Origin of the sequence: Dyadobacter sp. OTU695, assembly GCF_038440355.1 — a bacterium.
Taxonomy (GTDB): Bacteria; Bacteroidota; Bacteroidia; order Cytophagales; family Spirosomataceae; genus Dyadobacter.
Genome location: NZ_JASATN010000014.1, coordinates 1 through 26,461, shown reverse-complemented (window position 1 = coordinate 26,461; position 26,461 = coordinate 1). Strand labels below are relative to the sequence as shown.

The window sequence follows — 26,461 nt, the reverse complement described above, 5'->3', positions numbered from 1 at the left end:
CGTGCAGAGCGTTCCCGGCCATTTTCTTTGGCTACACTACGCCACCCATTAACGGATCCGTTTTCGTAACAGTCCCGGTTTCAACATGCCCGGCAAAGCGCTCCTCGTAACCCTGGTGCCCTTTTACCTTCACGCTGAAATCATACCACTGAAATGATTTTCCAAGATCCAGCACAAGCGAAGCCTTAGCGCCTGCGGCGAAAGTCTTGTTTTTGACACCGGTTTTGTAGCTATTATCTTCAATGCTCACTGAATGCGTTTTCGAATCGAGGTTTTGAATGGTTACCAACACATTACCAGTCGGTTTGGAAGCTTTTGTTTCGTATTCGCAGCTCACTTTCAGCCCTGGATTGGAGGCATTTCCGAGAAACTCGCGGTAAAAGCCGTTGGGACCGTATACACGCAGGTGGTATGAATTGTTTTCAAAACCATCCAGTTGCCACGAATCAGTCAGCGTGTCGCCGGCGGCTGCACTGTAATCCCATGAGCGAAGAGTTTCGTTGTGATACGGTTTCATGGCATAAACGCGGAATGGTATACCGCTGGCTTTGGAACCAAAAAACTGATTATCAGCCTTGAATGACACTTCAAGAGCGTTTCCGGATTTGTTGAGCTGCGCATTCACCAAGGGCTCGTACGGCAAAGCGCAGGCTGGGCGAATCCCTTTTTCCTGAGCCGGAAACAGCGCCGATGCATGCGGGCCTTTATTCAGTTCCGCCAGTTCCGAAGGATCCAGCTTTTTGAAATTCTCCGGTGCTTGCTTGAATTGTGCCTGGTGAATGCTTTCTATGAATGGCTTTTGTTGCAGGAAAACCGGCTTTTCGATCTTTTCGCCGTTATAGGGCCGGAAAACCGACGTCAAGTCGCCGCAAATCGTCCGGCGCCATTGGGTAATGTTCTCTTCGTGTACTTTTTTGTTGAATTTCTTTTGAAGGAAATTTTCAAGGAATTGCAGCGAAGAGGTATGGTCGAAAACTTCCGAATTGACATAACCACCCCTAGACCACGGCGAAGCGATGATCATCGGCACACGATAGCCAAGCCCGATAGAGCCTTCCCGGATGCTGGCAGGGTTGGCCGACGGGTTCGTCTGCTGATCGGCCAATGCGAAGTCCAGTTTCGGGTCGATGCCCGCCGATACTTTTCCCGTATTTTCTTTGTAAGGATTTGGAACGGTAAAAGGTGGTACATGATCGAAATAGCCGTCATTCTCATCGTAAGTCACAATAAAAATGGTCTTTTTCCAAACCTCGGGATTTTGCAGCAAAATCTCCATCGCCTCGCTCACATACCATGGTCCGAACCAAGGCTCGCCCGGATGGTCGGAGAAATGCGCAGGCGGCATCAGCCATGAAACCGTTGGTAATGTACCATTCTTCACATCCTCTCGAAATTGGTGGAACACATCACCTTTGGGTACCTGCAATGTCCTTTCGGCACCATTGTCGGAGTACTGCATCGAGGTAAGTTCGTGGAAATGCGGGTCTTTGATATTGGTACTGAACGCCTTGTCATTCAGATTTTTAGCTTTGTCTGAAAGGTTGGCGTAAGTGTTTTTGTTAAACTTCGTCTGGGCCGTTTCAATGTTTTTCAAAAGCCTTTTGGCTGCAGCAACCCGCGTGGCAGCGCGCTGATCGGTGGCGGCTTCCTTATCAAGATCAGCAATCGTTTGAATGACAGTCTGTCTCTTGCTTTCAAGATTGGCAATCCCGCCTTCATGGAACCGCACATTGTAGGCTTTGAAATATTCCAGAACATTCGTTCCGAAATTGCTCAGCCACGCGCTTTCCTCACCTTTTAGGCCATAACCCATGGTCAACTCATTCTGGTATACTTTCCAGTTGATACCATTTTCTTCCAGGCGTTCGGGATAGGTCTTCCATTCCAGCTCCGGATATTCGTAATTACTGATATTCCACAAATGCGCAATGCCGGCAGGCTCGTTTTTCTCACGGACGGTGCCGGTCATCCAGTAATAGCGGTTGGGATGTGTGCCTGTAATGCTCGAACAGAAATTGTGGTCGCAAACGGTAAATGCGTCGGCGAGCGAATAGTAGAACGGAAAATCGTTACGGTCGCAATAGCCCATTGTGAGCGGGATATGCGCATACTCCTTGTTGCGGGGTGCTTTTACATCGAGCCAGCGGTCGTATCTGCCGTTGTTCATGGCATCGGTCTGATCGGTCCAGCCGTGGGGGATAGAGCCCATCCAGGCTACTTTGGTATCTTTTACGTTGAGGCGAAAAGGTCCATATGTTTCGCCCGCCTTGTTGGTTTGAAACCACACTTTGTTTTTGCTCGGCAGATCAATTGCCCGAGGGTCGTTGAAGCCACGGACACCCTGCAACATGCCCAGTTGGTGATCAAACGAGCGGTTTTCCTGCATGAGGAACACGATATGCTCGGCATCATAAAATGTACTGCCTGGCGCCGGATCGATGGCCAGGGCCTTTTGTATAACAGGTGGGAGTGTATTTGCCATTGCGCCCGTACCTGCGAGCAGAGCAGCTTTTTTAAGAAAATCTCTTCTTGAATCCATGAATGCTGGTGAGTTTAGGACTTCAAAATTATCCCCGGCGTCTTTACCGGCTGTTATCCTGGGATTATCATTTGATCATTTTTTATATCATTATATTTGAAAAAGCACTTTCAACAACAGTTCTATGGCAGCCATCGAAATAATTAAAGAGAAACCGCTCAACCCAACGGCCCGGCAATTCGCTGAACACATTGAAAAATTCCGTTCACCGGCAGAAGCGATCAAACTGATGCGCTATTTCAAAACCGGCGAAGGGCAGTATGGGGAGGGTGACGTCTTCATGGGCGTGCGCATGGGGCAGATTTTCGAGATGGCGAAGGCCTACATTCACATGCCGTTGGAAGAGGTCGAGTTCTTGCTGCAAAGCCCGATACATGAGATCCGTACCGGTGCGCTTAGCATTATCGACAAGCAGGCCAGAAGCAAAAAGACGACGACCGATCGCCGGAAACTGCTTTACGAGCTCTATTTGCGGAATACACACCGGATCAACAACTGGGACCTGGTCGATATTTGTGCGCCGTACGTGGTGGGAGGGTATTTATACATTAGCGGCGAGCCGCGGGATGTACTCTTTGAACTCGCTCATTCCGAAAGCATCTGGGAACGCCGCACGGCCATCGTAGCCACCGGATATTTTATCAAAAAAGGGGATATTGAGGATACATTCCGGATAGCCGAGCTGCTTTTAAATGACAGGGAAGATCTCATTCACAAAGCCACCGGCTGGATGCTGCGAAGCGCCGGGCAGGTAAACCGGGCGCAGTTGCAGAAATTCCTGGATAAATATGCCGCTACCATGCCCCGGACGTTGCTGCGGTATTCAATCGAGCATTTCGATAAACCCTTGCGCAGTCATTATATGGGTTTAAAAAGGGCAGGGTAGCGGCTGGCTAAGCGCGGCTTGCGAAGCGCAGCTTGCGAAGCGATTATTTCGCCGGCGTGATCACAATGTTGCGGTATTCAACCGGTCCGTGGTCGCCCTGGATGTAGAGCGGGCCGGCTTCGCCTTCGTTGCTGTCCAAGGCGCCGCCGGTGATGCCGGGGATTTCCTGGTTACTGATCACCGTTTTGCCGTTTGCAACGAGCGTGAGCATGCGGCCGATTAATGTAATGTCAAATGTATTCCATTCTCCGGCTTCCTTGGCGACCATTTCGCTTGGTGTAATGAAACCGTAGATCGCGCCCATCTGGTCAAGGGCGGGCTCCATGCCCTTGCCATCGGTGATCTGTACTTCGTAACGGCCACGCAGGTACACGCCGCTATTACTGCCTTTTGGAATGCGGAATTCGATGTGCAGTTTGAAATCGCCGAATTTCTGGTCTGTAACCAGGTTAGCGCCGGATTTCGGGCTGCGCAGAATGCCGTTTTCGGCGATCCACTGGTTTTCGCCCGCCGCATGCCAGCCTTTGATCTCGTTACCAGCCGTCAGTTTGATCGGCGTTCCCCAGGCTGGCGTGGCTTTCCCGCGTAGTGACGGGGCGCGTACGCCTTTGTAGCTGTAAGTTTTGCCATCGGGCGTGGTTAATGAGCCTGTAATCGCATCGCCGGAAACGGTTCCTTCCACTTTGAGATCGCTTTCGCCGCGTTCCCACTGCGGCGGGATCGCGAAATCGAACTTGTTGTCCTTGAAATGCACCACGGAAATAGGCCGGGCACTACCAGAGAAGCCCGTAAACTGGCCTACGAGTGTTTTGGTACCCGAGTGCCGTACTTCCAGCCAGGATGGGAGTGTCTTGCCATTTGCATCTACACTAATGTCCCAGCGGCCTTCAATGGAAGAAGCGAAAGGAGCATTTTCAGCTTTTGTCGAAAAGGTTGCAATCAGCAGCGTAGCCGCCGAGAGCATCAGGTGCCGGGAAGCCCGGTACAGGTTGGTTTGGAATACTTTCTTCATAAATTTTTTAGGTATTAAAGGTTGGGAAAGTTAAGAGATAAAATTCAATTGTCGCTTGTGTGGGCGAAAAGCAATCACTCGAAAGTGTTTTGAAGAAAGGGAAGCTGATAGCTCGTACTACGGCCGCCGCCGGAAGCAATGAGGCATTGAATCTCGGCCAGATGTTGCAGATCGCGCGTCGCTGTGGCTTTCGAGGTTTTGGCTATCGACATATATTTTTTCGCAGTCATGCCACCCTCGAAGTCGCCCGGGCCTGTTTCTAGCATTTTTTGGACGACTTTCGTTTCCCTTTCGTTGAGCGAATCCTTAAAACGATCTAAAAAGCGCGTTTTCTGCAATGTAAAATCCAGCATGTCTCGCGTCTCTATTTGCGCGTCCACGATGGTTTGAACAAAATAGCGGATCCAATCGGTGATATCGATATTCTTTTGGGCAGTTTCAAGAGACTGGTAGTACTTTTTTCGCTCCGCTTCAATCTTGCGCGAAAGACTCAGCATCACCGGGCGGCCGAGCGTTTGCGATAGCGCTTTTTCAGCGATCACACGCCCTATCCGCCCGTTACCGTCCTCAAAAGGGTGAATTGTTTCAAAATACAAATGTGCAATGGCCGACCGGACAGGTGCTTTGGTGATTTCCTTCGCCCCTCCCGGCGCGGTAGCGTTGAACCATTCGATGAATTGTGCCATTTCGACAGGCACCCGCTCGGAAGGAGGTGCTTCGAAATGTACTTTTTCTCTGCCAACCGAGCCGGAAACGACTTGCATTGGAGCCGAATCCTTTCGCCACGCGCCGATGTTGATGGTCTTGCTTTCTTTTAGTATTGTTTCATGCCATGCGAAAAGCATTGCTTCCGTAAGTGGTTCTGCGTAAGAATTGCGTGCAGCCACCATGAGTGTGGCGGCTCCCTGCGCCTTTCGGTCTTTGACAGGTTCCGGTTTCTTTGCAATACCAAGGTTGTTTCTGATGGAGGAGACTACATCCTGCCGGGTTAGAAATTCACCTTCGATGGCAGAGGTTTTGATGGCTTCCGCAACGAGCGTGTCTATCAGCGCTTCTACCTGCAGCGCATCGGGCGTGCCTTTCAGTATCCCGCTTACATGCCCCGTTTCTTCTGCGAAAACAAACAGAATGTCATCAACACCGGCAAGATTGTACTGGAATTCGGGCCATTCGGGATGTTGCCAGATATAGGTCATGAGCCGATTAGAAGTTTTATTCGGCTCAAATATAGTTAAATTTTGAGCCGAATAGTTTCATTATTCGGCTCAAATATTTGCAGTTATGGGCAGTAATTTCACTATCGGAACACAACACCTGACCATTTCTGACCCAATGACCACATTTCTCGGCATTGGCACGTTCGATATCACGTAATTGGATCAGTTATTGCAGCAGTTTTCTGGCATAATTTGGAAAACGAACTGACAACTATGAAAAGGATTGCGCAGATAACGGATATTCATTTGATGGAAGAATGGTCCGCGAAACACGGGGCGGATACCGACACGAATATGAAACTGATCTTGCAGGACGTGGGAGCGCGAGGAATCAGGGAAGTGATCTTTACGGGCGATATCGGCCATTCCGACGCTTACCAGCGTTTTTTTGCATTACTCAAAGATTTCAATTTTACGGTCATACCTGGCAACCACGACCAGTTTGCTAACGTCCGGCCGCATTACCTGCCCGGGTATCTGGAAACGAAAAGCGAAATGTTCCATTCCACGGAGGACGAGCATTTCAAGTACATTTTTCTCGATTCCTCCTCCGATTCCATCAGCGAAATGCAATTGCAGTGGCTGGAAAATGAGCTGGTTACGGTCAAACACGTGCTGCTTTTTATCCATCACCCGGTTTTACAGGTGCTCACAGCAGTCGATTTTAAGTATCCATTGCTGAATCGGGAAGCAGTGAAAGAAGTGCTTGGGCGCAGCGGGCGTGAGATCACAATTTTCAGCGGGCATTATCATACGGATGATTTTACGAAGGAAGAAAACGTTACCCAATATGTAACGCCGGCCGCTTCTGTGCAAATGGAGAAGAACCCGTTGGAAATTGTGATCCACAGTCGCTATTATGGTTACCGCATTATCGAGCTGGAAGGCCGTACGGTCAGCACGCATGTGGTGCTAAATCATGGGAAGGGGTTTGATATGGTGTATTAAACGTAACGTATTTGGCGCTGAGAGAAGCCGTTTTCTGATTGTTCTACATAGTCGTAGTGTTATATCCATCAGGAGGTTAACGGGGACTATCAACTGCCGTGCAGACCATTTTCCAGGCTGAGAAAGAATACGTAAATTGCCAGTATAAAAGACAATGAATATGAAACTGCAGGGTATTAAGAGCGAGTATACGCCAAAAGGCAAGCTGAAAAAAGTGACGATCAACGCGGCTTCCCGATCGGAGTTCGTTGAAGATTTGCTCGACGTGATTGCGGTTGAAGCAACAAAAAACGACTCAACAAAACCGTTTGATGAAGTAGTTGAAAGGCTAGATAAAAAACACGGAATAAAGCGTTGAAATACAAGATCACTATCACACACACTGCCGAAAAGTATTTGAATAAGTTAGCTAAAAAGAATTATGACCTGGTAGTCAAAGTCATTTATTCCCTAGCCGACGATCCTTGTCAACCGGGAGTCAGGAAACTTCAAGGCGTGGACGGCACTTACCGGATCAGGGCCGGGAACTATCGTGTTTTATACAAGATAAGTAATGGTGAACTGACAGTCACGGTTATCAAAATTGGTGATAGGAGGGATGTGTACAACTGAGTTGGCTACCTTTTTACCCGAACCATCCCCGTTATTCATGCCGCTCACTAACTTCAATATTCATTAATATCCTGGTTTTTAGGTAATTATCTTTTTGGGGCTGCTTCTTTACAATACACGCTTTCAGAATAATCCTAATTTTGTGACGTCAATACAAAGAGCCCTTTTCAGAACGATGAGTTCAGGTTATCAGGAGTTTAAACCATCCGGCGAATTGCAGCAATATGTCGAGTACCACTGGTTGCACCGGTTTCGGGATGATAGCGGGTCGCCGTCGTTTAAATATTTCACCGACCTTGAAAACTAGCTGCTGAGATAGAGGCCGGCGTTACTGACGTATATGGAGTATAGGTATTAAAATTCAGGTTACCCGCCCAGCTGATGAGGTTCGCCTGACCCAGTTTTTAACTTTAAATATATTTTCACCATGAAACTTGTTTACCTGGCCGCTTCCGCGGCTCTATGGACTATTTGTGCGTTTACAAAGCAGCCCGACGTACCCCAAAGGGACGCTCTTACCTCTTTCAAAACTACTTCGGGGCATCCCAAAGCCCTTGTCGCTTCGAAAGAAGATGTCGTCAAGAGGGGAGAATACCTCGTCACCATTATGGGCTGTGCGGATTGCCACGCTCCCAAAAAAATGACGCCGCAAGGTCCTGCGCCGGATATGGATCGCTTTTTGTCGGGGCACAATGGCTCCCAGAAACTGGGTACGTTTGATAAAAGTATCCTCAAAACCGGCGAGTGGGTTGTGTTCAACGGGCAGAGCACTGCTTTTGCAGGACCGTGGGGGATGTCGTTCGCAGCCAACCTGACGCCCGACGAAACGGGAATTGGCAGCTGGACATTCGAGCAGTTCAATACGGCCATGCGCAAAGGAAAATTCAAAGGACTCGAAAACAGCCGCCCGCTTATGCCGCCAATGCCTTGGTTCAACTACGTCAATATGGCCGAGGAAGATATGCGCGCAATCTTTGCATACCTGAAATCCATCAAACCGGTTTCAAACGTGGTTCCATCATACATCCCACCGGCACCCTGAGCGGTGTCAGGGCTGTTTTACGGTCATTACTTCCAGAACGGAATCTTCTTTTAGGTAAAGATATTGTTCGCGGGTCTGGTCGGTCATATATGCGGCCAGGTCCGCCTCCGATTCGAAACTGACCAAATGGACTTCATAAGGCGCTTCCAGTTCGCCTTCGATCAACTGCTCCGGGCCTGTACGCAGCCTCAGGAGCAGTTTTCCGTTATATTGGGGTATCAGCGGCAGCACCAGCGACTCGAATTGCTGGAAAATTTCCTCCTTACCTTCTTTGACATAGACAAATTGTGTGATCGTTACCATGGTCGTGCGGTGGTTTTGTTACCCAATCTCGAAAAGAATTTACATTCGCTGCAACTTTCATATTTAGAACATCCTCTTTGAACCAAATTGATGGCCGTCAATAAAGGAATGGAAAAGCCCTTCCCATTGAGTACTTTTTGTGTTTTTATCCAAAAAATATTTCACCCCTTGATAGCCATGAAAACGAAAAGAATCCACTTTGCCTTCACGCTGGCACCCGCCCTCTGGCTGGCCATCTTAGCGCCGGCAGCAGCGCAGGTCGCCGCCGCGCAACCCGTAGCATACGTAGCATCTCCGCAGGCGTATGTTGAATCCGATAAAGGTTACTGGCAAGTTCACACCGACCCGAACTCCCGTAGCACCGTGGTGCAGTTCTTTGATGGCGCTAACAATTTGCTATACCAGGAATCAATGGCGCGTAAGTACATTAAGCTGACCAAGCGGAATGTCAGGCTTTTTGATGAATTGCTGGCGAAATTGATGGCGCGCGAGTTATTATCCGAAAAGGTGAAATCCTATGATATCGTCGCCGACAGCCGGACAGATTACCGGAGCGTTTCAGAACCCGAGTGGTATGCACCGAGCGTGAACATGAAAACGGCCGTGTCTAATGTGTATGTTGTACAAAAGGGAAAAATGAAGGTTATTCTCAAAAATCCCGCGCAGGAAAACTACGATATCCGCATCGTCGACAGCGAGCTGCGTTCGATTTATCACGAACAGATTAAAGAGCCGACATATGGACGTTGGTTCGACATATCGAAACTCGGACAGGGAACGTACAGTGTGCATATCAGCAGCCCGAGAAAAAAATTGAATTACAAGCTCGTCATTGATGATTTCCTTGGTTACCGGCTTGAAGATTTAAAATGATGTTTTAGTCAGGTTTGTGAGTCGCTAAACGGCCTCCGGTTTTGGGGGCCGTTTTTATTTGGCCCGTTTGACCCGGTAGATGTTGTTTATTTCAAAATCGTTAATTTACTTTGCAATACAAAGTACTTTTAAAGTTAAGGTATGAAAGTAAAGATGATCCTTCCGGCACTGACAGAAGCGGAAAGCCCGCTATGGAGGCCAATCAAGTATTCGCTGTTTCCGCCTCTTGGGCTGGCTACCCTCGCGGCCTACCTTTCGCCGGAAGATGAGATCGACCTGCAAGACCAGCATGTGGAGGTGCTAAGATTGGACGATATACCCGACCTGGTCATTATCCAGGTTTATATTACCAATGCTTTCAGGGCATATCACATCGCGGATGAGTATCGGAAAAAAGGGAGTTACGTCATCCTGGGCGGCTTGCATGTGACCTCGCTTCCTTATGAGGCCATGGCGCATGCCGACAGTATTTTCATCGGACCGGGAGAGGATACATTCCCGCAGTTTCTGATGGATTTCAAAAATCGTATTCCACAGAAAATTTATACCTCATCGGTGAGAACGCTGGCAGGCATACCGCCTATTCGCCGGGATCTCATCAAACGCAACCTGTACCTGGTCCCCAACTCTATTGTCGTTACCAGGGGATGCCCGCACCATTGCAGCTTTTGTTACAAAGACGCGTTTTTTGAGGGAGGCAAAACTTTTTATACACAACTGGTGGATGATGCCCTGGCGGAAATAGACCGGTTGCCGGGACGGCATTTATATTTTCTGGATGATCATCTGCTGGGTAATGCAAGATTCGCGGAATCGCTTTTTGAAGGAATGCGGGGAATGAACCGCGTGTTTCAGGGGGCTTCCACGGTAGATGCCATATTAAGGGGTAACCTGATTGAAAAGGCCGCGGATGCTGGTTTGAGAAGCCTTTTTGTAGGTTTCGAAACATTCTCACCTGAAAACCTGAAACAGAGCAACAAAAAGCAAAACCTGGAAAAAGACTATGCGAAGGCCGTGAGCCGGCTGCATTCATTGGGGATCATGATCAACGGCAGCTTCGTATTCGGTCTGGATGGGGATGATAGCGATGTGTTCAAACGAACCGTCGACTGGGGAGTCGATCAAGGTATTACAACCTCAACCTACCACATACTGACTCCTTACCCCGGCACGGAATTGTACAAAAACATGGAGGCGACCGGCCGGATACTGACCCGCAACTGGGATCGCTACGATACCCGGCATGTGGTGTATAAAACGGTTGGGCTTAGTGCCGAAGCTTTGGAAAAGGGTTACTGGTGGGCCTATGACGCATTTTATAGCTGGAAAAACATCTTTAAATCAAGTTTGCAGCATGATTCGTTAAAGCACATTGTCAAGCACTTTCTATATACAGGCGGCTGGAAAAAATTTGAACCACTTTGGAATTTTATCATTAAAACGGAGGGGCTGAATACAATGCTGCCATTGTTGGAATCGATATTGTCGAAAGTGAAAACAGGGGACGGCCGTGAAAGACGACCCAATAGTCCCGAGCTAACCATTGCTGACCCCTTAATATTGAATTGAATGAGCAGGAGGAACTATCTGATTATCGCGCTGGTGATTTTGATGATGGAAGTATTGATAGCATTATATGTACACGATGAACTGGTGAGGCCATGGGGCGGCGATGTGCTGGTGGTCGTGTTGCTGTATTGCTTCGTGCGGGGTGTTACACGATTGAAAGTATTTGCAGCAGCTTGGGCAGTTTTAGTGTTTTCGTGGTTTATTGAGTCCTTGCAATACCTTCAAATCATCAGAATACTTCGTTTGGAAGGTAATGCGATTGCGCGGACGATCATTGGGACGACCTTTTCATGGTCGGACATCGTTGCTTATACATTGGGCATTGTGTTGGTGGTGGTTGTAGAGGCTGGTAAAAAACATGCATTATGAAATGGTTTGTGAATGAAGGTTCGATCGTGCGTGAAATCTGGGGGAAAGCGGATACAATCCTGTTCATTTTTGCGGGAGCGTCGGCTGAATTTGCGCTCAACAAGTCGGTGGACTGGCTTTATTTTACGGGAAAATTACCTGCAGATCCGCTGGGGAGGCTTTTCTCCACGGTCAGTTACGCGAGGCAGATCGTGTTCTCGGAATATGACGACGCTATGCGGGCCATTCGTCAGATTGCTTCGATTCACCAGGGTGTGGAACGAAGCCGCAATGCACGAATTCCCGACAGCGCCTACCGCGACGTGCTTTTTATGCTCATTGATTATTCCATCAGATCATTCGAACTACTCGAAAGAAAACTCACGCTTACCGAAAAGGAGGAACTATTTAAAGTTTTTCATGCGGTAGGCGAGGGGATGGGCGTGCCCGGCCTACCTTCGGACCTGCACACATGGCAGAGAATGCGCGCGGAGCATTTGCAGGAAAACCTGATCAAAAGTCATTTTACTATTGACCTGTACAAGCAATACAGGAAACACCTGGGCTGGTACCGGTATCATTTGCTGACGAATGTACAAATGCGGCTCGTACCCGAGCGGGTGAAAACATTGCTCGGCCTGGGATATGGCCGGCTCCTTGGCTTCTTGCTTCCTGTCTACAAAGTGAGCCGGCGGTTGGGTGTAGGAGCGTTCCTTCGCAATATGTTCCTACCGGAAAACTATAAAATGCAGGTGGTCGATCTCGATATGGTTGTGCATTGATCACCGGAAATCACGGGATGCCGGGAATATCTCTGCCTGTACATTTTTACGGGGCTGCAACTTCCGCGCTTTGGCCAGCGAGTCGTATTCATCCTTTTCATCGGCCCGCGATAATGTGAGCACATCTGGTTCCTGCTCTTCGTTTGCCGCAAGTTTCCGAAGTAACCCGGAAGCATTCATGCATTTGCTCACTACTACATGTATTACAGAGCCTTCCTTTTGCACTTTTCCTTCGACCATCAGTAATTTGGATCGCAGCACTTCCTTGCGATAAGTGTCGAAAAGATTTTGAAAAACCACCAGGTTAGCTGTTCCGGTTTCGTCTTCAACGGTGATAAAGCAGATACCGCTGGCTGTTCCCGGCCGCTGCCGCACGAGCACCAGGCCTGCTATTTTCACTATTTTACCATCGCTGATGGTTTCAAGCTCTTTGCTGGGCACCACGCCAAGCGCATTCAATTGCTCGCGTACAAAGCTGACCGGGTGTTGCTTCAACGAAAGTGACGTCGCAGCATAATCATGAATGACGTGCTCGGATAACGTCATTTCCGGCAATCGCACATTCTCCTCACCGGTATTGTCCGGGCGTTGCCCTTGGAAAAGGCCGATCGGCCTGTCGGCCATTGCGGAAGCCTCCCAGAAAGCCTGCCGGCGGTCGAAGCCGATCGACCGGAACGCATCAGCATCAGCCAGTTTTTCCAACGCGGTGTGGGAGATGCCGGCTTCCAGCAATTGATGAATATGAGTAAATGGCTGGGTACGGGCAGCGGTCAGCATTTGCATTTCCTCCTCACGCAACCCTTTCACCTGCCGGAACCCAAGCCTTAACGCGCAACGTTCACCAGGGATATTTTCAAGCGTATTATCCCAATAAGAGTGGTTAATATCGACCGGCCTCACTTCCACCTTGTGGTTTTGCGCATCGATCACGATCTGTGCCGGGCGGTAAAAGCCCATGGGTTGGCTGTTGAGTAATGCCGCCGCAAAGACATCGGGATGGTGGTATTTGATCCAGGAAGAAACGTAGACCAGCAATGCAAAGCTGGCCGCGTGGCTTTCCGGGAATCCATAACTTCCGAAGCCCTCGAGTTGTTTGAAGATGCGCTCGGCGAAGTCTTTTTCGTAACCGTTTTTGACCATTCCGGTGATGAGTTTGTCCCTCAATTTTGAAACAATACCCTTGGATTTGAAGGTCGCCATACTTCTCCTCAGTTCATCGGCTTCCGTTGGCGTAAAACCAGCGGCTACGATTGCTATTTTCATCGCATGTTCCTGGAAAAGAGGGACTCCCAGTGTCTTTTTCAGGATGTTTTCCAGCTCTTTTTTGGGATATTCCACTTTCTCTTCTCCATTTCTCCTGCGTAAATAAGGATGCACCATGTCACCCTGGATTGGGCCGGGGCGTACGATCGCGACTTCAATCACAAGATCATAAAAACATATGGGTTTAAGCCTCGGGAGCATCGACTGCTGCGCCCGGCTCTCTATTTGAAAAACACCGATCGTATCGGCTTTGCAGATCATGTCATAAACTTTCGGGTCTTCCCGTGGGACATTCGCCAGGTCATAATCCTTGTTATAATGGATTTTTAGTAAATCAAACGCTTTGCGAATGCACGTAAGCATACCCAGCGCGAGCACATCTATTTTGAGAAAACCCAATGTGTCAATGTCGTCCTTGTTCCATTCGATGCAGGTACGATTTTCCATTCGCGCATTAAGGATGGGACAGAGGTCGGATAATTTGCCTTGTGTAATCACAAAACCACCGGTATGCTGGCCCAATTGTCGAGGGAAGCCCATGTACTGCTTGGTGAGTTCAAGGATTTTGATCAGATGTGGGTCATTGGGATTAAAACCGTGATCTGTAATCAGCTTACCATCAAACCATTCATCTGTAAACTCCCATAACGAGCTTGAAAGCTTATTAATGGCATCCATAGACATGCCCATTGCCTTTGCTACGTCCCGTACGGCACCCTTTTGATGTACCTGCGTGACAGTCGCAACAATTCCAGCCCGGTCGCGGCCATATTTATTATAAATGTATTGCATAACTTCCTCACGTCGTTCGTGTTCGAAATCCACATCGATATCTGGTGGTTCTTTCCGGGCGGAGGAAATGAAGCGTTCGAAAAGCAGGTCGATTTCAATCGGATCTACCGAGGTAATGCCGAGACAGTAACAAACCACAGAGTTGGCAGCAGAACCGCGCCCTTGACAAAGGATTTTTTGCTCGTTTGCAAAGCGGACAATATCGTATACCGTTAAAAAATAGGCAGCGTAATCCATTTCTTCAATGAATTTGAACTCATGCAAAATTTTGTCCCGTATATCTGGGCGAATACCATTTGGAAAGCGCTTTTTGGCTCCTATCCAGGTAAGATGTTTCAGTTCCTCCAACGGCGTCCGTCCCTCGGTAGTCAGCTCCTCCGGATACACGTATTTCAAACTATTCAATGAAAACCGACAGGCATCCGCAATTTCCTGCGTTCGCTCGATGGCTTCCGGGAATTTTAAAAACAGCCGCTGCATTTCTTTGGCGGGTTTCAGGTAGCGTTCGGCATTTTCGTGCAGGCGGAAACCGGCATTATAAATGGTGCATTTCTCACGGACGCAGGTAAGCACGTCCTGTAATTCTCGTCTTTGCAGATTATGGTAATGTACGTCATTAGTGGCCACCAGGGGGATATTGAGCCGTTGGGAAAGCTGGTCGAGACGGTAGAGCTTTTTCATGTCATCGCCCTGGTAAGAGCGTATGGCGCCGAGGTAAAGGTTGGTGCCAAGCGCTTCACGATATTCTCTCAGGTTCCGGGCAAAGGAAGGATCGAAATCGAAGGACTCATTCAAAGACGAGGGCGGAACTGCTATGAACTTGAGACCCGACGCATCGCGGTAAACATCGGCCTTGTACAGGTCGCATTTACCTTTTTCGGTACGGAGGTTTCCCTCGGTCAGCAATGAGGAAAGACGACTGTATGCATCCCGGTTGGTAGGATAAGCAAGCAGACTCGGCCCGTCGAGCAAATCCAGACGGCAGGCAGGGATAATGCGGAAATCCTTACCCTTCGTGGCGGCATGTGCGCGTACGATGCCCGCGAGCGTGTTGCGATCGGTAATGGCAATGCATTTGTAGCCCAGCTCAATGGCATGCCCGACCAGCTCCTCGGGATGGGATCCGCCCCGGAGAAAGCTGAAATTCGTCGTGACTTGTAATTCAGTATAATTCATGATGACGAAGTGTAATTTGGATGCCTCTCAGTATTTCAGGCAAAAAATCCATGTATGAACCATTCGGGCAGCTCTTTTTCCTCCTCCTCGTGGTATGGCCCGAGCCTGAAAACCCAATAGCGCCGCCCCTCCCGGTCTTCAACAGTATAATAGTCCCGGAAGAAGCCCTGTTCGAGCCACCATTCTTGTTCGATACGCTCCGGTCCCTCGGATTTATCGATATAATGTACTTTCCCTTTATATCTGAAAACGGTAGGAGGGTAGTCCGGAACGGGCGCGGTCACTTCAATGCTTTCGGGCTTGGGAAGCAGGAAAACGGGCCTTTGCCGGTCGCTGCGCCATTCGGTTGTAGGTTTTTCGTGCAGGGATGTGACTATTTTTACGGACCTTTCCGGCCAGTGATGTTCATCAGGTAAATACCGGTGAATGGTGTCTATACCAGTCCGCCCTGTAATGGAATCCAGCAATTCAGTAATGGCCGCACTTTCAAAGCCACCGGTCACGTCCCACATCGTTTCCTGCGTCGCGTCCATGTCTTCCACCTCGGGCGCTTCGAGCAGGAACAGTTCGATGCCAAAACCCGGAGCAATTGTTTTGATTTTTAATTCGAACAGTCTGAAAAGATGTTTAACATGATGGGAAGCCCGGTTGGTTACAATGTCGATTTGTTGTGTCTTACCATCCACACGAAAGCAACTTAGAATGCCTTTCCGAAGTCCTTTGCCTTCTTTTACCAAGCGGCCGCAAAGTGTTTCCAGTAGTCTTTGTAGGGCTATTTCAATGCCTCCGGCGGTCACGATGGGTTCGAGGCAGGGAAGTCGTTCCTGGTAAGGAATAGCCTGGCGGACAGGTTCTATAAATTCCTGCGCATACCCCAGTGCCTTGTTGAGTTTATCCAGTAAATCTTCCCCGAAACGCCTGCGCAGCATTCTTGCGGGTATCTGGATGAAACTGCTGATATGATAGAAGCCCAGTTTCTGCATTTTTTCCAGGGTTTCGGGCGGAAGGCGCAGTGAAGCGGGCGGAAGTCTTAATAATGCATTACGTTGCTCGCCGGGTGGGACAATCGCCCCGGAACGGCCGAAATGCGCATGCGCCCAGGCGGTACCAATTGTATCAGCCATTGCAGCACGTATTGTGTAACCGGCATCAGTGAGCCTGTCGGTAAGGTCGTTCATATATGTGCGCTCGCCGCCCCACAGATATGCGCATCCGGTCACGTCCAGGATAAGGCCATCAGGCGCATTCAGCGCGACTGTCGGGGTGTAGCGAAGGCACCATTCCGCAAGGGCCTGCAATGCCTGCCGGGTAATTTCCGGTTCGTCGTCCAATACAATCAGGGAAGGCAAAATAGCCCGGGCATCCGCTACTACCATACCGATTTCAATGCCTAATGCTCCTGCCTCGGTACTTACCGCCGTCACGATCATCCGTCCGCGTTCGGGGGCTGCAAGGGCAAATTCGAGCCCATAAAGCTCCGGTCTGACGCGGATCTGGTGATCCGTTGCCAGGTTTGGAAACCATATGGTCACGAAGCGGGATGTCATTTTAATGTGTTGTTGATGAGGTTGCTATAAGTTATTGATATTTTTAATATCTCAAAATAGATTACAATAATATCAAAAAGCTTTGAAATGTTCCAGCAATTTTTTTGCTTTGTTCAAATCATTTTACACACTTAAACATTGAATACCATGACTTCACAACAAGGCCCCTCGCTCTTCGAGCAAATCAGAAAGTCAGACGACAACGGCAACGAGTTCTGGAGTGCCAGAGACCTGGCAAAAGTGCTGGAATATACCGAGTACCGTCACTTCAAACCGGCTATTGAACGTGCAAGGGAGGCATGCGTCAACAGCGGCCAGGATGTCAGGGATCATTTCGAGGATATGCTCGGAATGATCGAACTTGGAAAAGGAGGTAAAAGAAAGGTAGAAGATGCCAAACTGAGCCGTTATGCGTGCTACCTCATCGTCCAGAATGCAGATCCGGCGAAAGAGGTTGTTGCATTAGGGCAGACCTATTTCGCGGTACAAACCCGTTTGCAGGAAATCAGGCAAATGGAGGAATACAATCAATTGAATACGGAGCATGAAAAGCGCGTTTTTTTACGAGGTGAATTGACCAGAAATAACCTTTTACTGGCGGATGTAGCTAAAAAGGCTGGTGTTATTGAGCCTATCGACTATGCGATATTCCAGAATCACGGCTACATGGGGTTGTATGGCGGCCTCGATGCGAAGGCAATCCGAGAGAAGAAGGGTTTGAAAAAGAGTCAGAACCGCCCGATCACATGGGTAGCTCCGAACTAGCGGCAAATGTATTCCGCGCTACACAAACGGACGATAAGTTGAGACGAGAAAATATCGTCGGGAAGGACAAAGCAAATCAAACGCATTTCGAAGTAGGGCGAAGGTGCGTCAGACTATCCGGGAATTAGGCGGTACCATGCCCGAGGAACTTCCGATGGTTGAAAATATCAAGAAGCTGGAAAGAGGTAAGAAAAGGATTAAATAGCCGTTTTTTCGGGTTTTCTAAAAAGTTTTGATAAATCTGCCTGGGAAATTTGCGTAAGTAAATGCTTACATATAATATTGTGTAAGTAAATACTTACACAATATGTCCGTTGAAGCAAGAAGAGATGTTTTTCAGGCGATTGCAGATCCTACGCGCAGGCAGATCATCAACCTGATCGCCTTCCAATCCATGAACCTGAATGCCATAGCTGAGAATTTTTCGATCAGCAGGCCGGCTGTTTCCCAGCATATTAAAATTTTAATGGAATGCGGGATGGTAGTGGTGAAGCAGGAAGGGAGGGAGCGGTATTGTGAGGCGAAGCTGGATGCTTTGAAAGAGGTGTCCAATTGGGTGGATCAGTACCGGCAATTCTGGAACATGCAATTCGACTCTCTCGATAATTATCTGAACCGAATTCAAAACAACAATCAATCCGATCAGTAACATGGAAAACCAGGCAAGTAAAAAGGCGGAGCTTAAAATCGTACGTCAGTTCAGAGCGCCGCAATCACTCGTATTTAACGCTTATGCTTCCAAAGAGGCTTTTGCTGAATGGTGGGGGCCGGCGGGGTCGACGCTCACACTCCTCAGTTTTGATTTTCGTGAAGGAGGAAGGACCCATTACAAGCTCGACAGTAACGGTATGCGTATGTGGGCGCTTTTTCGCTATCAGAAAATACAAAAGCCGGATTCTATCGAATTCCTGAGCTCCTTTACCGATCCTGATGGCAATATCACCTCGTCGCCATTCCCGTTCGATTTCCCATTGGAAGTATATAACCACATTACGTTGAGTGAAACCAACGGCATTACCACGCTGACACTTTATGCAGAGCCGGTAAACGCAACAGCTGAGCAGGAAAAAGCCTTTGCCGACCTCAATGCGAGCATGAACCAGGGTTACGAAGGCACATGGGGGCAACTGGATGCTTACCTTGCCAGGGTACAGGGGCAGTAGTGCATTAGGAGTATGCCGTTAACTCAAAATATTGTGGATCAGGGCAGTTGTAATGCGGTTGCAGCCTTTTGTGCTTTGTGTTTGGGAGGATGACATGATAAGTTTGCGGTCCGGTTCGAATAGTACGCCGGACATTATATTCTTCTTTCGCAAATTCATCCATACACGCATGAAAATGATAATTCAATTGATCCCGATCGTCGTGGCCTCGCTGTTATTGGCGTCCGTACACGGTTTTGGCCAGAGCAACAAGCCGGCTGTCAATTACCTGGGTATTCCCGAGCCTATTGTGTTTCAGAAGAAGAGCTACCGGATGGTATGGTCCTCGCATCCGGATGCTTCACTTTACAAGCAGGAATACCTCGTAGCGGGCGATGCATTTCCGAATTACAAGTCCATGATTACCATTGATTTTGTGATCGCAGCCGCCAGCGTTGATGACGCTGTTCGGACCAAGCTTCGTGAATTGGAGCAGATGAAAAAGACGCTGGATGTCAACTATGAAGTAATTGGTAATGCTGCTACCGGAGAAAAGATCATCGATTGCCTGCTCGGGCAGAAGGCGACCGATGATTCAAAGAGCATTTACGAACACGACGTGTATCGTTTCAAAGCGGTTACGGCGAAATCCGGACAAAAAGGCATTTTGCTGTATGCGATTAGCAACCGTGCTTACGGAAAAGATATTCAGCCCTTTCTGACACGACTGAAAACGGAAAGAAAGGTGCTCATCGCAGAGGCTGCCAAGGCACCGGTTCCTGAAATTACCATCAAGAAGTAAGCCACAGCGAGCTAAATGGAAAGTGAAGTCGATCGTTATGTAGGCCCGCCCACCACGCGCTACGCGTACGCAAAAGAGTTTTGGGTTAAATGCCCCAAATGCTCCAAAGCCGCGCGGGTGATCAGGAAGGAACTGGTGGCTACCGGAGACGATAAGCTGGTGTGCCATCACTGCAATTATTCCGAAATGGCTGACGAACGTTTGCGTTATACCGCCACCATCAACCGCGCTTGCGGCAGTTGCGGTGAACCGATCCAGGTGAGCATTCCGAACAATAAGGAGAAAGTCGCTGAGCTGAAATACTCCTGCCCGCATTGCCATGTACCCGAGATTTATAAACCCGGTAATACACCATATCGCCTGAGGTACAGCATGGAAAGGCTTGCGGACCCTGTGTTTGGTTTACCCCTGTGGTTTCAGGAGAATGTAAAAGGAGAGACGCTTTGGGCCGGTAACAAGGAGCATTTGCTTGAAATCCGCAATTACGTGACCTCCAGGCTGCGGGAAAGGCAGACTATGCGGATTACGACAATGGTTGAAAAGCTTCCGCAATTTATCAAGGCTGCCAAGAACCGGGAAACGGTTTTGAAAGCGATTGAGCGGATGTTGAATAGATAGTAAAGGAGGAAGGAGGAAGGGGAACAATGTGGCTTTTAGGTATTACAAATGCAAAATCATTACTATGGAACCAGTTACTCCGATTTTTGCGCCTGAACTTTACATCCCGAATGGCGTGAGGGATGTCGATTTTTACATCAAAGGCCTTGGTGCTGTGGAGCTCCGGCGTTTCAGCAATGACGATGGGACTATTCATGTTTCGGAGTTATCGCTGGGAGGAGCTATTTTTCATTTACATGAAGAAACAAAAAATCCAGCCTTGTTTAGCCCGGAACGTCATCAGGGATCGACGGTGATAATCGGGCTGTTTGTGAACGATGTAGACGCTTACATGGCAAGAGCGGTCGCGGCCGGTGCGAAAGTGACCTCGCCGGCACAGGATTATGATTATGGCTACCGGCAAGGCGATGTAGTTGATCCATTCGGGCATATCTGGATGTTTGAGCGCAGGATTTGAATGTGTTTAAGTAACTTGCATGGACAAAAAAACAATTTCAGCGTCCATGTTCAAGCAGCTTCTTTCCATATTTCTGATCCTCTCCGCGTTTACAGCCCAAGCACAGCATGTGCTCGATTCTTTGCTGATCGAAGGCCACTACCGGGTATATGCATATAATCCGTCGGTGAAAGTGAAGCCAGGTGCCAGTCTGGTATTTGTGATGCACGGGTCGGGTGGGGAGCCGTTGGGGTTTGTACGGCGCGGTGCGAAGCTGGAATCGCTTTCGGAATCGGATAATGTGCTGGTTGTGTATCCCGGCGGTTATAAAAGGTATTGGAATGAATGCCGTAAGGCTTCCACAGCGGTAGCCAATGTGCAGAATGTGAATGAAGAAGCCTTTTTCGATGCGCTGATTGACCTTTTTGCTTCGAAGTATAAAATCAATAAAAAGCAGGTTTTTGCAACGGGCTTTTCGGGTGGCGGACATATGTCTTACAAGCTGGCGCTCACGATGCCGGGCAAAATCCGGGCGGTTTCGGCGGTGGTAGCGAACCTGCCAACCGATGAAAACATGGATTGCACGCCCATGAATATACCTTTGCCCGTCATGATCACGAACGGAACGGCCGACCAGACAAACCCCTACAATGGCGGAGAGGTGAAAACGCCCGGCGTTACACTGGGAACAGTGCGGTCGACGGACCAATCATTTTATTACTGGGCGAAGCTGGATGGCTATACCGGCGAGCCGGAGAAGTCGATCATGCCCGATGGCGATACTTCCAACAACATCACGATTGAAAAATACACCTATCAAAAGAAAGGCAAGCCGGAGGTGACCCTGCTAAAAGTCGTAAACGGCAGGCACGAGTTTGTGACCGATTTTGATATGTTTGAGGAGTCGTGGAAGTTTTTTAAAAGACAAATGAGGGAATAGGCCTCCTCCGGGCCATTATTTGCTGCTTGCTGCAAAGTCGTCCGGCAGCTTTTTGAACCATAAATTCACCACGCGGCCGTTTGATATTTTGATGCCGGTAATAGCGCCGGAAGCATTGCGGGCGACCTCGATATTCTGCACGAACCACCAGGGAGCATTCAATTTGTCTTTTCCGACGATTTTCAGGTCTGCCTCGCCGTGGTGTACGTGGACGAGTTTCAATGCTCCTCCCTTTTGGGCAATGGTATAGATGGTTTCGAGCTCGGGACTGTAATACTGGCCGACCAGTTGGGCGGGATCAATGGCTGTGGAATCCTGCTTATCGACCCTGGTTGCCGGATGTTCGCCGTTTTGTTTCAAAGTAATGCGGTTTACTTTACCGTCCTTTGCCTTATGAAAGACGACGGATGCCTCCACAACTTTGAGGAAAAATGTCGAGTCCGACGATGGGAAGATAGCTGCCGATGGTTGGCCTGTGGCCTGGGTATAGTAGTTGTTGCCGTCGCGCCAGAATTTTAATACAAAACCCGGAGCCTCATCCAATGCGTAAGAGCCGGCATAGGCGCGGAACAAGGTCGAGTCAAATGCATAGTTACCCGATGTAACTGGTTTCGGGGTTGCAGCGGCAGGTTTATCTTCTTTTATAAGAGAGGATAAATATAAATCGGCCATTTCAAAATTCTTTTTAGGCGGGTTAAATTCGGCCTGGTTACTGAGAACGATGAAGCCATAGTCTTCCTTTGGAAAATAAACCAGCGAAGAGCGGAAGCCGGCGTCGGCCCCATCGTGGCCGTAATATGCCAGGCCCTTGTACTTGCCATGCATGAGCCCGGATGCGTAGGTAAGCGTATCACCTTTGGTAAGGCGACCGCGTTCGAGCATTTGTTTCATGATCGCCGGGCTACCTACTTGCGGGTTACGGAAATTGTTGATCCACAGCGCAAGATCGTTGATCGTAGTAAAAAGGCTCGTAGCCCCGACATTGCCGTAGCTCAATATGCTTTTGCTGAACATGGTCGGTCCGATGGCGCCCGGTGTGCGGTGAAACGAATAGGCACGTCCCTTTACAATACCTTCCTGATTGTCGAAGAACTGTGTATTTTTCATGCCTAGTGGTTTAAAAACATTACGCTCCATCCAATAGGCAAAAGGCTGTTTGGTCACCCTGCTGGCAACTTCGGCCAATAAAGTATAGCCGGTATTGCAATAAGCAAAGGCACTTCCCGGTTCGAAATTCAGCTCTTTCTGGCGGGTTACGAGGTTCATCACATGTTGTTTGGTGATCACGTCGTCGAGCTGCCAGCCTGCCATCACCAGCAGGTTCCATTGGTCGCGGAGACCGCTGGTGTGGTTGAGCAAGTGCCGTATGGTGATGGTTTTGCCGAAATCAGGCACTTCGGGAATGTGTTTGCGAATATCATCGTCGAGCGAAAGCTTGCCTTGTTCGGCCAGAAGGACAATAGCATATGCCGTGAATTGTTTGGAGACTGACGCTACATGAAAAATCGTTTCAGGGCCTATTTTAGCCCCTGTTTCAACATCCGATTCGCCGAATCCTTTAGCGTAGATTAGCTTACCGCCATGCACCACGCCCACGGCCGCACCTGGCATTCCGGGCTTGTTCCATTCTGTAAATAGCGAATCCGTTTTGGCGGCAATCCGGGACGATTGGCATTGAGCCGATTGAATGCTCACAGTAAATAGCAGAGCGGGAATCAGGAGGCGTAATGATGCTTTCATAAAGCGATTATTGATTAGCGATCGAATGTGTCCTAATATAAGGCTTGGGGATACAATAATGCGAATCGTTCTGTATGAAGGCTGCGATAAAATGATAAGTGGTAATGCTAATGTTTCCGGTAGTCGAAAGGTATTTCGAGATAATGCCGGACACTGACCGGGCTTCCGCCCTTGATCGCGGGTTTCCACCTGGGCATATGGTTGATCAGCTCCAATGCAGCCTGATCACATTGGTATTGCAGACTTTTAACCACCGTGGCTTCTTCTATTTCACCCGTTTCCGAAATGATAAATGACGTGTATACTTTACCGTTTACTTTGAGCAGACGGACGGCATGGGGTATTTCAAGGTACTTGCTCATGTATTTACGCAGCGCAAGCTGCCCGCCGGGAAACTGAGGCTGTACGTCCACGTCGATAGGGATGAAGTCGTTGGGAACCATGATCGTCTCTGTACCTTCAAGTGCGTTGGGCATATCGTCGTAGAATTCGGGATTGAATACTTCTGCGCGAAGTTTTTCCTCGACACTTACCTCGGTCGTATCAGGTGCCTTGTTCTTGCTGATGTCGGGAGCCGGTTTTTCACAGGTCAGAAGTGCTGCATGAAAGACGAAGGCAAATGGAAGCAATAGGTAATTCGTCATGGCGGTTCATTCATTTATTTAATTCATAAATATAAAACAAAATTATATATAGAATTAAATAATTAAAATAGAACTGCTGATCGCTAAGCTCTTTGAGCGATGTAAACAGAAGGGCTGTCCGCCACTTCTTTGGAGGTCTGTGGAATCTCTATTGGAAGGTATTCAAACCGCCCCGCCGTCCATTGCATTTCCCATTCTCCCGGCTCGCCATTCCGGATTTTTTGCAACTGCACGCGCCAGCACGGGTGGCCGACACCGGGCATGCCTTCTTCGAGCCGGCTCGCCATAGGAGTTATCTGCCAGCGTGAGACGCAAGCAAGGGTATTTACGGCACGTGGATTGTTACGGTGCAGAAAACCCGTAACCCGGCTTCGCTCTACGGCTAGTTGGAGCCGCCTCGATTCCGTAAAAGTAATTTCACGAAGTTCTCCGACCACCGCTGCCAGTGATTCGCACTTTAAGGCTTCTTCGACAGCCCAGATCACATCTTTCTCCCTGGCTAGATCGATAAAAATAACCCGGTGCGGTTCTAGGCCAAAAGTTTTGAGTGCCGTGGCGAATACCATGGGACGAATGCCGATCCACAGGCTGACCCCATATTCTCCCATCAGTTTACCCAGCAATCCCGCTATAAAACCGGTAGTTGCCGCAACGCTTTCGGGATCGTTGCTGATGAATTCGTGCACGGCTCCGGTCGGAAAAGAATGGTTCGGAAATGAGGCATCCATAACCCCCAACCCGAAATCGATCCTCCGGGCCCCAACGGGCGTTCGAAACCCCTGCAATGCAAGAATATCTTCTTGCAACCTGTCGAACATGCCGTTTTTCAGGAGCGGGAGAGCCATAAGGAACGTTTTGAGTAGATTATTGATATTTTTAATATCAATAATATGATCCCAAAAATAACTTATATTTGCTATAAGGGCAAGGATGTGCAGGTAATAAAGGTCATTTATTTTAACAAAAACTCCTCGACCCAGTTAGGTAGCGTTTCGCTTATTTGCGTTACAGTTTGTCCGCTTTCAACTTCAAGGATTAGCTCCGGTGATTGCTGAGAATTATCCCAGAAGGATCGAAAGGTATTTTTGACGGCGGGTTTCAAAAGCTGTAACGAGGCCTTGTATCTCTTACGTATTTTTTCTTCCAATACGTCATGCCCGCCTTGTCCAACCCGCTGCAAAACTCTGGCAACGTTAATATCAGCCGACTGCGTGCATACAAAATAGAGGTACACCTTATACCCATTCCGGATCGCTAATCGCAGAATATCCAGCTTCGATGGATGGGACATGACAGTTTCGAAAGTCATTTTTTTGCCTCTTTCGATCAATTTAATTCGGAGAAAATCAGCAATCAATGCGGCTTCGTATGAATAAGTGCCCTTTGTCAAATTTAAATCGACGATAGAATTGTCAGTACTTGAATAAGTCAGATTCAGCTCGAAACCACTTTGCTGTGCTTTTTGTAAGATGGAGTGATTGCTCTGGAAATGAGCAAATTCATTCTCTTGGAGGTCGGTTAGTCCAAATGGAGTTAGCCCGATCTTTTTGGTATTGACCAATTGGGCTTCCAGTTCATCAGCATTGACATAATATCCAATGTCGAATGTCTCGGCTATTTGCTTGAAAATGGTTGTCTTACCAGAGCCGTTGGGACCGGCAAAGACGCGTAGTCGTCGTCCTTTAAGATAATTGGAATTTGACACCGGGTCTGGTCTTTCGAGGTAGTTTCTCAATTTTGGAAACCTTGATCTGGTTACCTTTCGGATCTTCGCGGACGATCCAGCCATCTTCTACAAAAGTTACGGGCAAATTATGGGCTTTTGCGTTGGTGATTGCCTTTAACGCAGCTATCTTAGCCAAATCACGCAATTCACTATAATGCTTCGGAGTTTCCTCGATGTAGCTCAGATATTTTGTTTTGACCCGTTTCATAATTACCGAAATTAAGGATAAATATCGAAATTAACAATCAGCAAAGTCCCTGCAACCACATCACCACCTGCCGTGTCACACATTCAAATCCAATTTCCTATGAAGAAATTCCTTGCCTTGGCGGCTATTGCATTGGCTTGTTCCGAAAAGAAAGTTGATAAACGTGATGATTGTGTGCCTGTGGAGCAGGTAACGGTTTCACAGGATTGCTATGAGGGGTCAGCAGGTCTTTTGCTGACAGCGGATACGCCTTCTTCCATTAGTCTCGATTGGGTTATTGCACCGTTGAAGGATACTTCTGGCGCGCAGACGTACGTGCCTTACTATGCGAGCACGACTTCAAATCAGCTGATGGTGCCGGATAGCATTGTGCGGAAATACCCGAAAATAGGCGTCATGTTCGTGGGCGCTTATGGATGCCCTTCCGATATGTATTTTAGCTTCGTCCGCAGGATGGACAAAGATTCGTGTGCCCGCTGGTATTTGCAGGAGCGCTTTTTGAAAGGCGACTAAAAAAGCCGGAGCGTTGCC

28 protein-coding genes are annotated in these 26,461 nt (G+C 48.6%); 17 read left to right on the top strand and 11 right to left on the bottom strand.

Going from position 1 to position 26,461, the window contains the following annotated elements; all coding sequences use genetic code 11:
• Window positions 1-31: 31 nt before the first annotated feature.
• Window positions 32-2,539 carry a phosphocholine-specific phospholipase C gene (locus AAHB90_RS23005; protein ID WP_342087592.1) on the bottom strand — a complete coding sequence of 836 codons (2,508 nt, stop codon included), beginning with the start codon at window positions 2,537-2,539 and terminating at the stop codon, window positions 32-34.
• Window positions 2,540-2,663: 124 nt separating this feature from the next.
• On the opposite strand from AAHB90_RS23005, the gene AAHB90_RS23000 reads away from it, so the two are divergent.
• Window positions 2,664-3,425, top strand: coding sequence for a DNA alkylation repair protein (locus AAHB90_RS23000; RefSeq protein WP_342087591.1), 762 nt, complete (start codon window positions 2,664-2,666; stop codon window positions 3,423-3,425).
• Window positions 3,426-3,468: 43 nt separating this feature from the next.
• Here AAHB90_RS23000 and AAHB90_RS22995 read toward each other — a convergent pair whose 3' ends face one another.
• Window positions 3,469-4,437, bottom strand: a complete 969-nt coding sequence (locus AAHB90_RS22995; RefSeq protein ID WP_342087590.1) for a 3-keto-disaccharide hydrolase — start codon at window positions 4,435-4,437, stop codon at window positions 3,469-3,471.
• 74 nt (window positions 4,438-4,511) lie between these two features.
• A complete protein-coding gene (locus AAHB90_RS22990) occupies window positions 4,512-5,633 on the bottom strand; it encodes a Fic family protein (protein WP_342087589.1) in 1,122 nt (373 codons plus the stop codon).
• Window positions 5,634-5,867: 234 nt separating this feature from the next.
• Here AAHB90_RS22990 and AAHB90_RS22985 point away from each other — a divergent pair, with 234 nt between their 5' ends.
• The 4 genes from AAHB90_RS22985 (at window position 5,868) to AAHB90_RS22975 (ending at window position 8,256) form a co-directional block, all read left to right on the top strand.
• A complete protein-coding gene (locus AAHB90_RS22985; protein ID WP_342087588.1) occupies window positions 5,868-6,602 on the top strand; it encodes a metallophosphoesterase family protein in 735 nt (244 codons plus the stop codon).
• A 160-nt stretch (window positions 6,603-6,762) separates the two neighbouring features.
• Window positions 6,763-6,960 carry a hypothetical protein gene (locus AAHB90_RS22980; RefSeq protein ID WP_342087587.1) on the top strand — a complete coding sequence of 66 codons (198 nt, stop codon included), beginning with the start codon at window positions 6,763-6,765 and terminating at the stop codon, window positions 6,958-6,960.
• Window positions 6,957-7,214 carry a type II toxin-antitoxin system RelE family toxin gene (locus tag AAHB90_RS32845; protein ID WP_446717920.1) on the top strand — a complete coding sequence of 86 codons (258 nt, stop codon included), beginning with the start codon at window positions 6,957-6,959 and terminating at the stop codon, window positions 7,212-7,214. The genes AAHB90_RS22980 and AAHB90_RS32845 overlap by 4 nt, the downstream gene beginning before the upstream one ends.
• A 427-nt stretch (window positions 7,215-7,641) precedes the next feature.
• A complete protein-coding gene (locus AAHB90_RS22975) occupies window positions 7,642-8,256 on the top strand; it encodes a diheme cytochrome c-553 (protein WP_342087586.1) in 615 nt (204 codons plus the stop codon).
• A 6-nt stretch (window positions 8,257-8,262) separates the two neighbouring features.
• Here the strand turns inward: AAHB90_RS22975 and AAHB90_RS22970 are convergent, their stop codons facing one another.
• Window positions 8,263-8,559 carry a DUF1330 domain-containing protein gene (locus AAHB90_RS22970; RefSeq protein WP_342087585.1) on the bottom strand — a complete coding sequence of 99 codons (297 nt, stop codon included), beginning with the start codon at window positions 8,557-8,559 and terminating at the stop codon, window positions 8,263-8,265.
• Window positions 8,560-8,736: 177 nt separating this feature from the next.
• Between AAHB90_RS22970 and AAHB90_RS22965 the strand changes: the two genes are divergently transcribed.
• From AAHB90_RS22965 to AAHB90_RS22950, 4 genes are all read left to right on the top strand, one after another.
• Complete coding sequence (locus tag AAHB90_RS22965; RefSeq protein WP_342087584.1) at window positions 8,737-9,432, top strand: hypothetical protein; 696 nt, start codon at window positions 8,737-8,739, stop codon at window positions 9,430-9,432.
• A gap of 141 nt (window positions 9,433-9,573) precedes the next feature.
• Window positions 9,574-11,001: a B12-binding domain-containing radical SAM protein gene (locus tag AAHB90_RS22960; protein WP_342087583.1), complete on the top strand. Its 1,428-nt coding sequence runs from the start codon at window positions 9,574-9,576 to the stop codon at window positions 10,999-11,001.
• Complete coding sequence (locus tag AAHB90_RS22955) at window positions 11,002-11,370, top strand: ribosomal maturation YjgA family protein (RefSeq protein ID WP_342087582.1); 369 nt, start codon at window positions 11,002-11,004, stop codon at window positions 11,368-11,370.
• A complete protein-coding gene (locus AAHB90_RS22950; protein ID WP_342087581.1) occupies window positions 11,367-12,131 on the top strand; it encodes an oxygenase MpaB family protein in 765 nt (254 codons plus the stop codon). The genes AAHB90_RS22955 and AAHB90_RS22950 overlap by 4 nt, the downstream gene beginning before the upstream one ends.
• On the opposite strand, the gene AAHB90_RS22945 is transcribed toward AAHB90_RS22950, so the two are convergent.
• Both AAHB90_RS22945 and AAHB90_RS22940 read right to left on the bottom strand, forming a co-directional pair.
• Entirely contained in the window at window positions 12,132-15,362 is a 3,231-nt protein-coding gene (locus AAHB90_RS22945) for an error-prone DNA polymerase (protein ID WP_342087580.1), read from the bottom strand.
• Window positions 15,363-15,397: 35 nt separating this feature from the next.
• Window positions 15,398-16,909, bottom strand: a complete 1,512-nt coding sequence (locus AAHB90_RS22940; protein WP_342087579.1) for a Y-family DNA polymerase — start codon at window positions 16,907-16,909, stop codon at window positions 15,398-15,400.
• 147 nt (window positions 16,910-17,056) lie between these two features.
• Here AAHB90_RS22940 and dinD point away from each other — a divergent pair, with 147 nt between their 5' ends.
• The 7 genes from dinD to AAHB90_RS22905 all read left to right on the top strand — a co-directional run bounded on the left by dinD (window position 17,057) and on the right by AAHB90_RS22905 (window position 21,612).
• Window positions 17,057-17,674 (top strand): DNA damage-inducible protein D, encoded by a 618-nt coding sequence (gene dinD / locus AAHB90_RS22935; protein ID WP_342087578.1) that lies wholly within the window; start codon window positions 17,057-17,059, stop codon window positions 17,672-17,674.
• A 307-nt stretch (window positions 17,675-17,981) separates the two neighbouring features.
• Entirely contained in the window at window positions 17,982-18,323 is a 342-nt protein-coding gene (locus AAHB90_RS22930) for an ArsR/SmtB family transcription factor (RefSeq protein WP_342087577.1), read from the top strand.
• Window position 18,324: 1 nt separating this feature from the next.
• Window positions 18,325-18,837, top strand: a complete 513-nt coding sequence (locus tag AAHB90_RS22925) for an SRPBCC family protein (RefSeq protein ID WP_342087576.1) — start codon at window positions 18,325-18,327, stop codon at window positions 18,835-18,837.
• 169 nt (window positions 18,838-19,006) lie between these two features.
• On the top strand, window positions 19,007-19,618 hold the full coding sequence (locus tag AAHB90_RS22920; protein WP_342087575.1) for a hypothetical protein: 612 nt from the start codon (window positions 19,007-19,009) through the stop codon (window positions 19,616-19,618).
• A gap of 15 nt (window positions 19,619-19,633) precedes the next feature.
• Window positions 19,634-20,236 (top strand): hypothetical protein, encoded by a 603-nt coding sequence (locus AAHB90_RS22915; RefSeq protein WP_342087574.1) that lies wholly within the window; start codon window positions 19,634-19,636, stop codon window positions 20,234-20,236.
• A 64-nt stretch (window positions 20,237-20,300) separates the two neighbouring features.
• Window positions 20,301-20,693: a VOC family protein gene (locus AAHB90_RS22910; RefSeq protein WP_342087573.1), complete on the top strand. Its 393-nt coding sequence runs from the start codon at window positions 20,301-20,303 to the stop codon at window positions 20,691-20,693.
• A gap of 19 nt (window positions 20,694-20,712) precedes the next feature.
• Complete coding sequence (locus AAHB90_RS22905) at window positions 20,713-21,612, top strand: alpha/beta hydrolase family esterase (RefSeq protein WP_342087572.1); 900 nt, start codon at window positions 20,713-20,715, stop codon at window positions 21,610-21,612.
• Between the two features lie 15 nt (window positions 21,613-21,627).
• Here AAHB90_RS22905 and AAHB90_RS22900 read toward each other — a convergent pair whose 3' ends face one another.
• The 5 genes from AAHB90_RS22900 to AAHB90_RS22880 all read right to left on the bottom strand — a co-directional run bounded on the left by AAHB90_RS22900 (window position 21,628) and on the right by AAHB90_RS22880 (window position 25,930).
• The gene (locus AAHB90_RS22900; RefSeq protein WP_342087571.1) at window positions 21,628-23,352 is read right to left on the bottom strand and encodes a serine hydrolase; all 1,725 of its coding nucleotides are present in this window, start codon (window positions 23,350-23,352) and stop codon (window positions 21,628-21,630) included.
• Between the two features lie 107 nt (window positions 23,353-23,459).
• The gene (locus tag AAHB90_RS22895; protein ID WP_342087570.1) at window positions 23,460-23,996 is read right to left on the bottom strand and encodes an energy transducer TonB; all 537 of its coding nucleotides are present in this window, start codon (window positions 23,994-23,996) and stop codon (window positions 23,460-23,462) included.
• 83 nt (window positions 23,997-24,079) lie between these two features.
• On the bottom strand, window positions 24,080-24,841 hold the full coding sequence (locus tag AAHB90_RS22890) for an ImuA family protein (RefSeq protein ID WP_342087569.1): 762 nt from the start codon (window positions 24,839-24,841) through the stop codon (window positions 24,080-24,082).
• A 107-nt stretch (window positions 24,842-24,948) separates the two neighbouring features.
• Complete coding sequence (locus AAHB90_RS22885; RefSeq protein ID WP_342087568.1) at window positions 24,949-25,731, bottom strand: hypothetical protein; 783 nt, start codon at window positions 25,729-25,731, stop codon at window positions 24,949-24,951.
• Window positions 25,679-25,930 carry a hypothetical protein gene (locus tag AAHB90_RS22880; protein ID WP_342087567.1) on the bottom strand — a complete coding sequence of 84 codons (252 nt, stop codon included), beginning with the start codon at window positions 25,928-25,930 and terminating at the stop codon, window positions 25,679-25,681. The genes AAHB90_RS22885 and AAHB90_RS22880 overlap by 53 nt, the downstream gene beginning before the upstream one ends.
• 99 nt (window positions 25,931-26,029) lie before the next feature.
• On the opposite strand from AAHB90_RS22880, the gene AAHB90_RS22875 reads away from it, so the two are divergent.
• Window positions 26,030-26,443: a hypothetical protein gene (locus AAHB90_RS22875; protein WP_342087566.1), complete on the top strand. Its 414-nt coding sequence runs from the start codon at window positions 26,030-26,032 to the stop codon at window positions 26,441-26,443.
• The last annotated feature ends 18 nt before the right edge of the window (window positions 26,444-26,461 follow it).

What these genes read in the sequence shown, in the direction of transcription:
- AAHB90_RS22970 (WP_342087585.1), bottom strand. Translation starts at nt 8,559, where the DNA reads ATGGTAACGATCACACAATTTGTCTATGTCAAAGAAGGTAAGGAGGAA.
- dinD (WP_342087578.1), top strand. Translation starts at nt 17,057, where the DNA reads ATGACTTCACAACAAGGCCCCTCGCTCTTCGAGCAAATCAGAAAGTCA.
- AAHB90_RS22905 (WP_342087572.1), top strand. Translation starts at nt 20,713, where the DNA reads ATGGACAAAAAAACAATTTCAGCGTCCATGTTCAAGCAGCTTCTTTCC.
- AAHB90_RS22920 (WP_342087575.1), top strand. Translation starts at nt 19,007, where the DNA reads ATGAAAATGATAATTCAATTGATCCCGATCGTCGTGGCCTCGCTGTTA.
- AAHB90_RS22900 (WP_342087571.1), bottom strand. Translation starts at nt 23,352, where the DNA reads ATGAAAGCATCATTACGCCTCCTGATTCCCGCTCTGCTATTTACTGTG.
- AAHB90_RS22950 (WP_342087581.1), top strand. Translation starts at nt 11,367, where the DNA reads ATGAAATGGTTTGTGAATGAAGGTTCGATCGTGCGTGAAATCTGGGGG.
- AAHB90_RS22890 (WP_342087569.1), bottom strand. Translation starts at nt 24,841, where the DNA reads ATGGCTCTCCCGCTCCTGAAAAACGGCATGTTCGACAGGTTGCAAGAA.
- AAHB90_RS22965 (WP_342087584.1), top strand. Translation starts at nt 8,737, where the DNA reads ATGAAAACGAAAAGAATCCACTTTGCCTTCACGCTGGCACCCGCCCTC.
- AAHB90_RS22940 (WP_342087579.1), bottom strand. Translation starts at nt 16,909, where the DNA reads ATGACATCCCGCTTCGTGACCATATGGTTTCCAAACCTGGCAACGGAT.
- AAHB90_RS23005 (WP_342087592.1), bottom strand. Translation starts at nt 2,539, where the DNA reads ATGGATTCAAGAAGAGATTTTCTTAAAAAAGCTGCTCTGCTCGCAGGT.
- AAHB90_RS22960 (WP_342087583.1), top strand. Translation starts at nt 9,574, where the DNA reads ATGAAAGTAAAGATGATCCTTCCGGCACTGACAGAAGCGGAAAGCCCG.
- AAHB90_RS22985 (WP_342087588.1), top strand. Translation starts at nt 5,868, where the DNA reads ATGAAAAGGATTGCGCAGATAACGGATATTCATTTGATGGAAGAATGG.
- AAHB90_RS22880 (WP_342087567.1), bottom strand. Translation starts at nt 25,930, where the DNA reads ATGAAACGGGTCAAAACAAAATATCTGAGCTACATCGAGGAAACTCCG.
- AAHB90_RS22875 (WP_342087566.1), top strand. Translation starts at nt 26,030, where the DNA reads ATGAAGAAATTCCTTGCCTTGGCGGCTATTGCATTGGCTTGTTCCGAA.
- AAHB90_RS23000 (WP_342087591.1), top strand. Translation starts at nt 2,664, where the DNA reads ATGGCAGCCATCGAAATAATTAAAGAGAAACCGCTCAACCCAACGGCC.
- AAHB90_RS22930 (WP_342087577.1), top strand. Translation starts at nt 17,982, where the DNA reads ATGTCCGTTGAAGCAAGAAGAGATGTTTTTCAGGCGATTGCAGATCCT.
- AAHB90_RS22990 (WP_342087589.1), bottom strand. Translation starts at nt 5,633, where the DNA reads ATGACCTATATCTGGCAACATCCCGAATGGCCCGAATTCCAGTACAAT.
- AAHB90_RS22995 (WP_342087590.1), bottom strand. Translation starts at nt 4,437, where the DNA reads ATGAAGAAAGTATTCCAAACCAACCTGTACCGGGCTTCCCGGCACCTG.
- AAHB90_RS22975 (WP_342087586.1), top strand. Translation starts at nt 7,642, where the DNA reads ATGAAACTTGTTTACCTGGCCGCTTCCGCGGCTCTATGGACTATTTGT.
- AAHB90_RS22955 (WP_342087582.1), top strand. Translation starts at nt 11,002, where the DNA reads ATGAGCAGGAGGAACTATCTGATTATCGCGCTGGTGATTTTGATGATG.
- AAHB90_RS22910 (WP_342087573.1), top strand. Translation starts at nt 20,301, where the DNA reads ATGGAACCAGTTACTCCGATTTTTGCGCCTGAACTTTACATCCCGAAT.
- AAHB90_RS22980 (WP_342087587.1), top strand. Translation starts at nt 6,763, where the DNA reads ATGAAACTGCAGGGTATTAAGAGCGAGTATACGCCAAAAGGCAAGCTG.
- AAHB90_RS22895 (WP_342087570.1), bottom strand. Translation starts at nt 23,996, where the DNA reads ATGACGAATTACCTATTGCTTCCATTTGCCTTCGTCTTTCATGCAGCA.
- AAHB90_RS22915 (WP_342087574.1), top strand. Translation starts at nt 19,634, where the DNA reads ATGGAAAGTGAAGTCGATCGTTATGTAGGCCCGCCCACCACGCGCTAC.
- AAHB90_RS22945 (WP_342087580.1), bottom strand. Translation starts at nt 15,362, where the DNA reads ATGAATTATACTGAATTACAAGTCACGACGAATTTCAGCTTTCTCCGG.
- AAHB90_RS22925 (WP_342087576.1), top strand. Translation starts at nt 18,325, where the DNA reads ATGGAAAACCAGGCAAGTAAAAAGGCGGAGCTTAAAATCGTACGTCAG.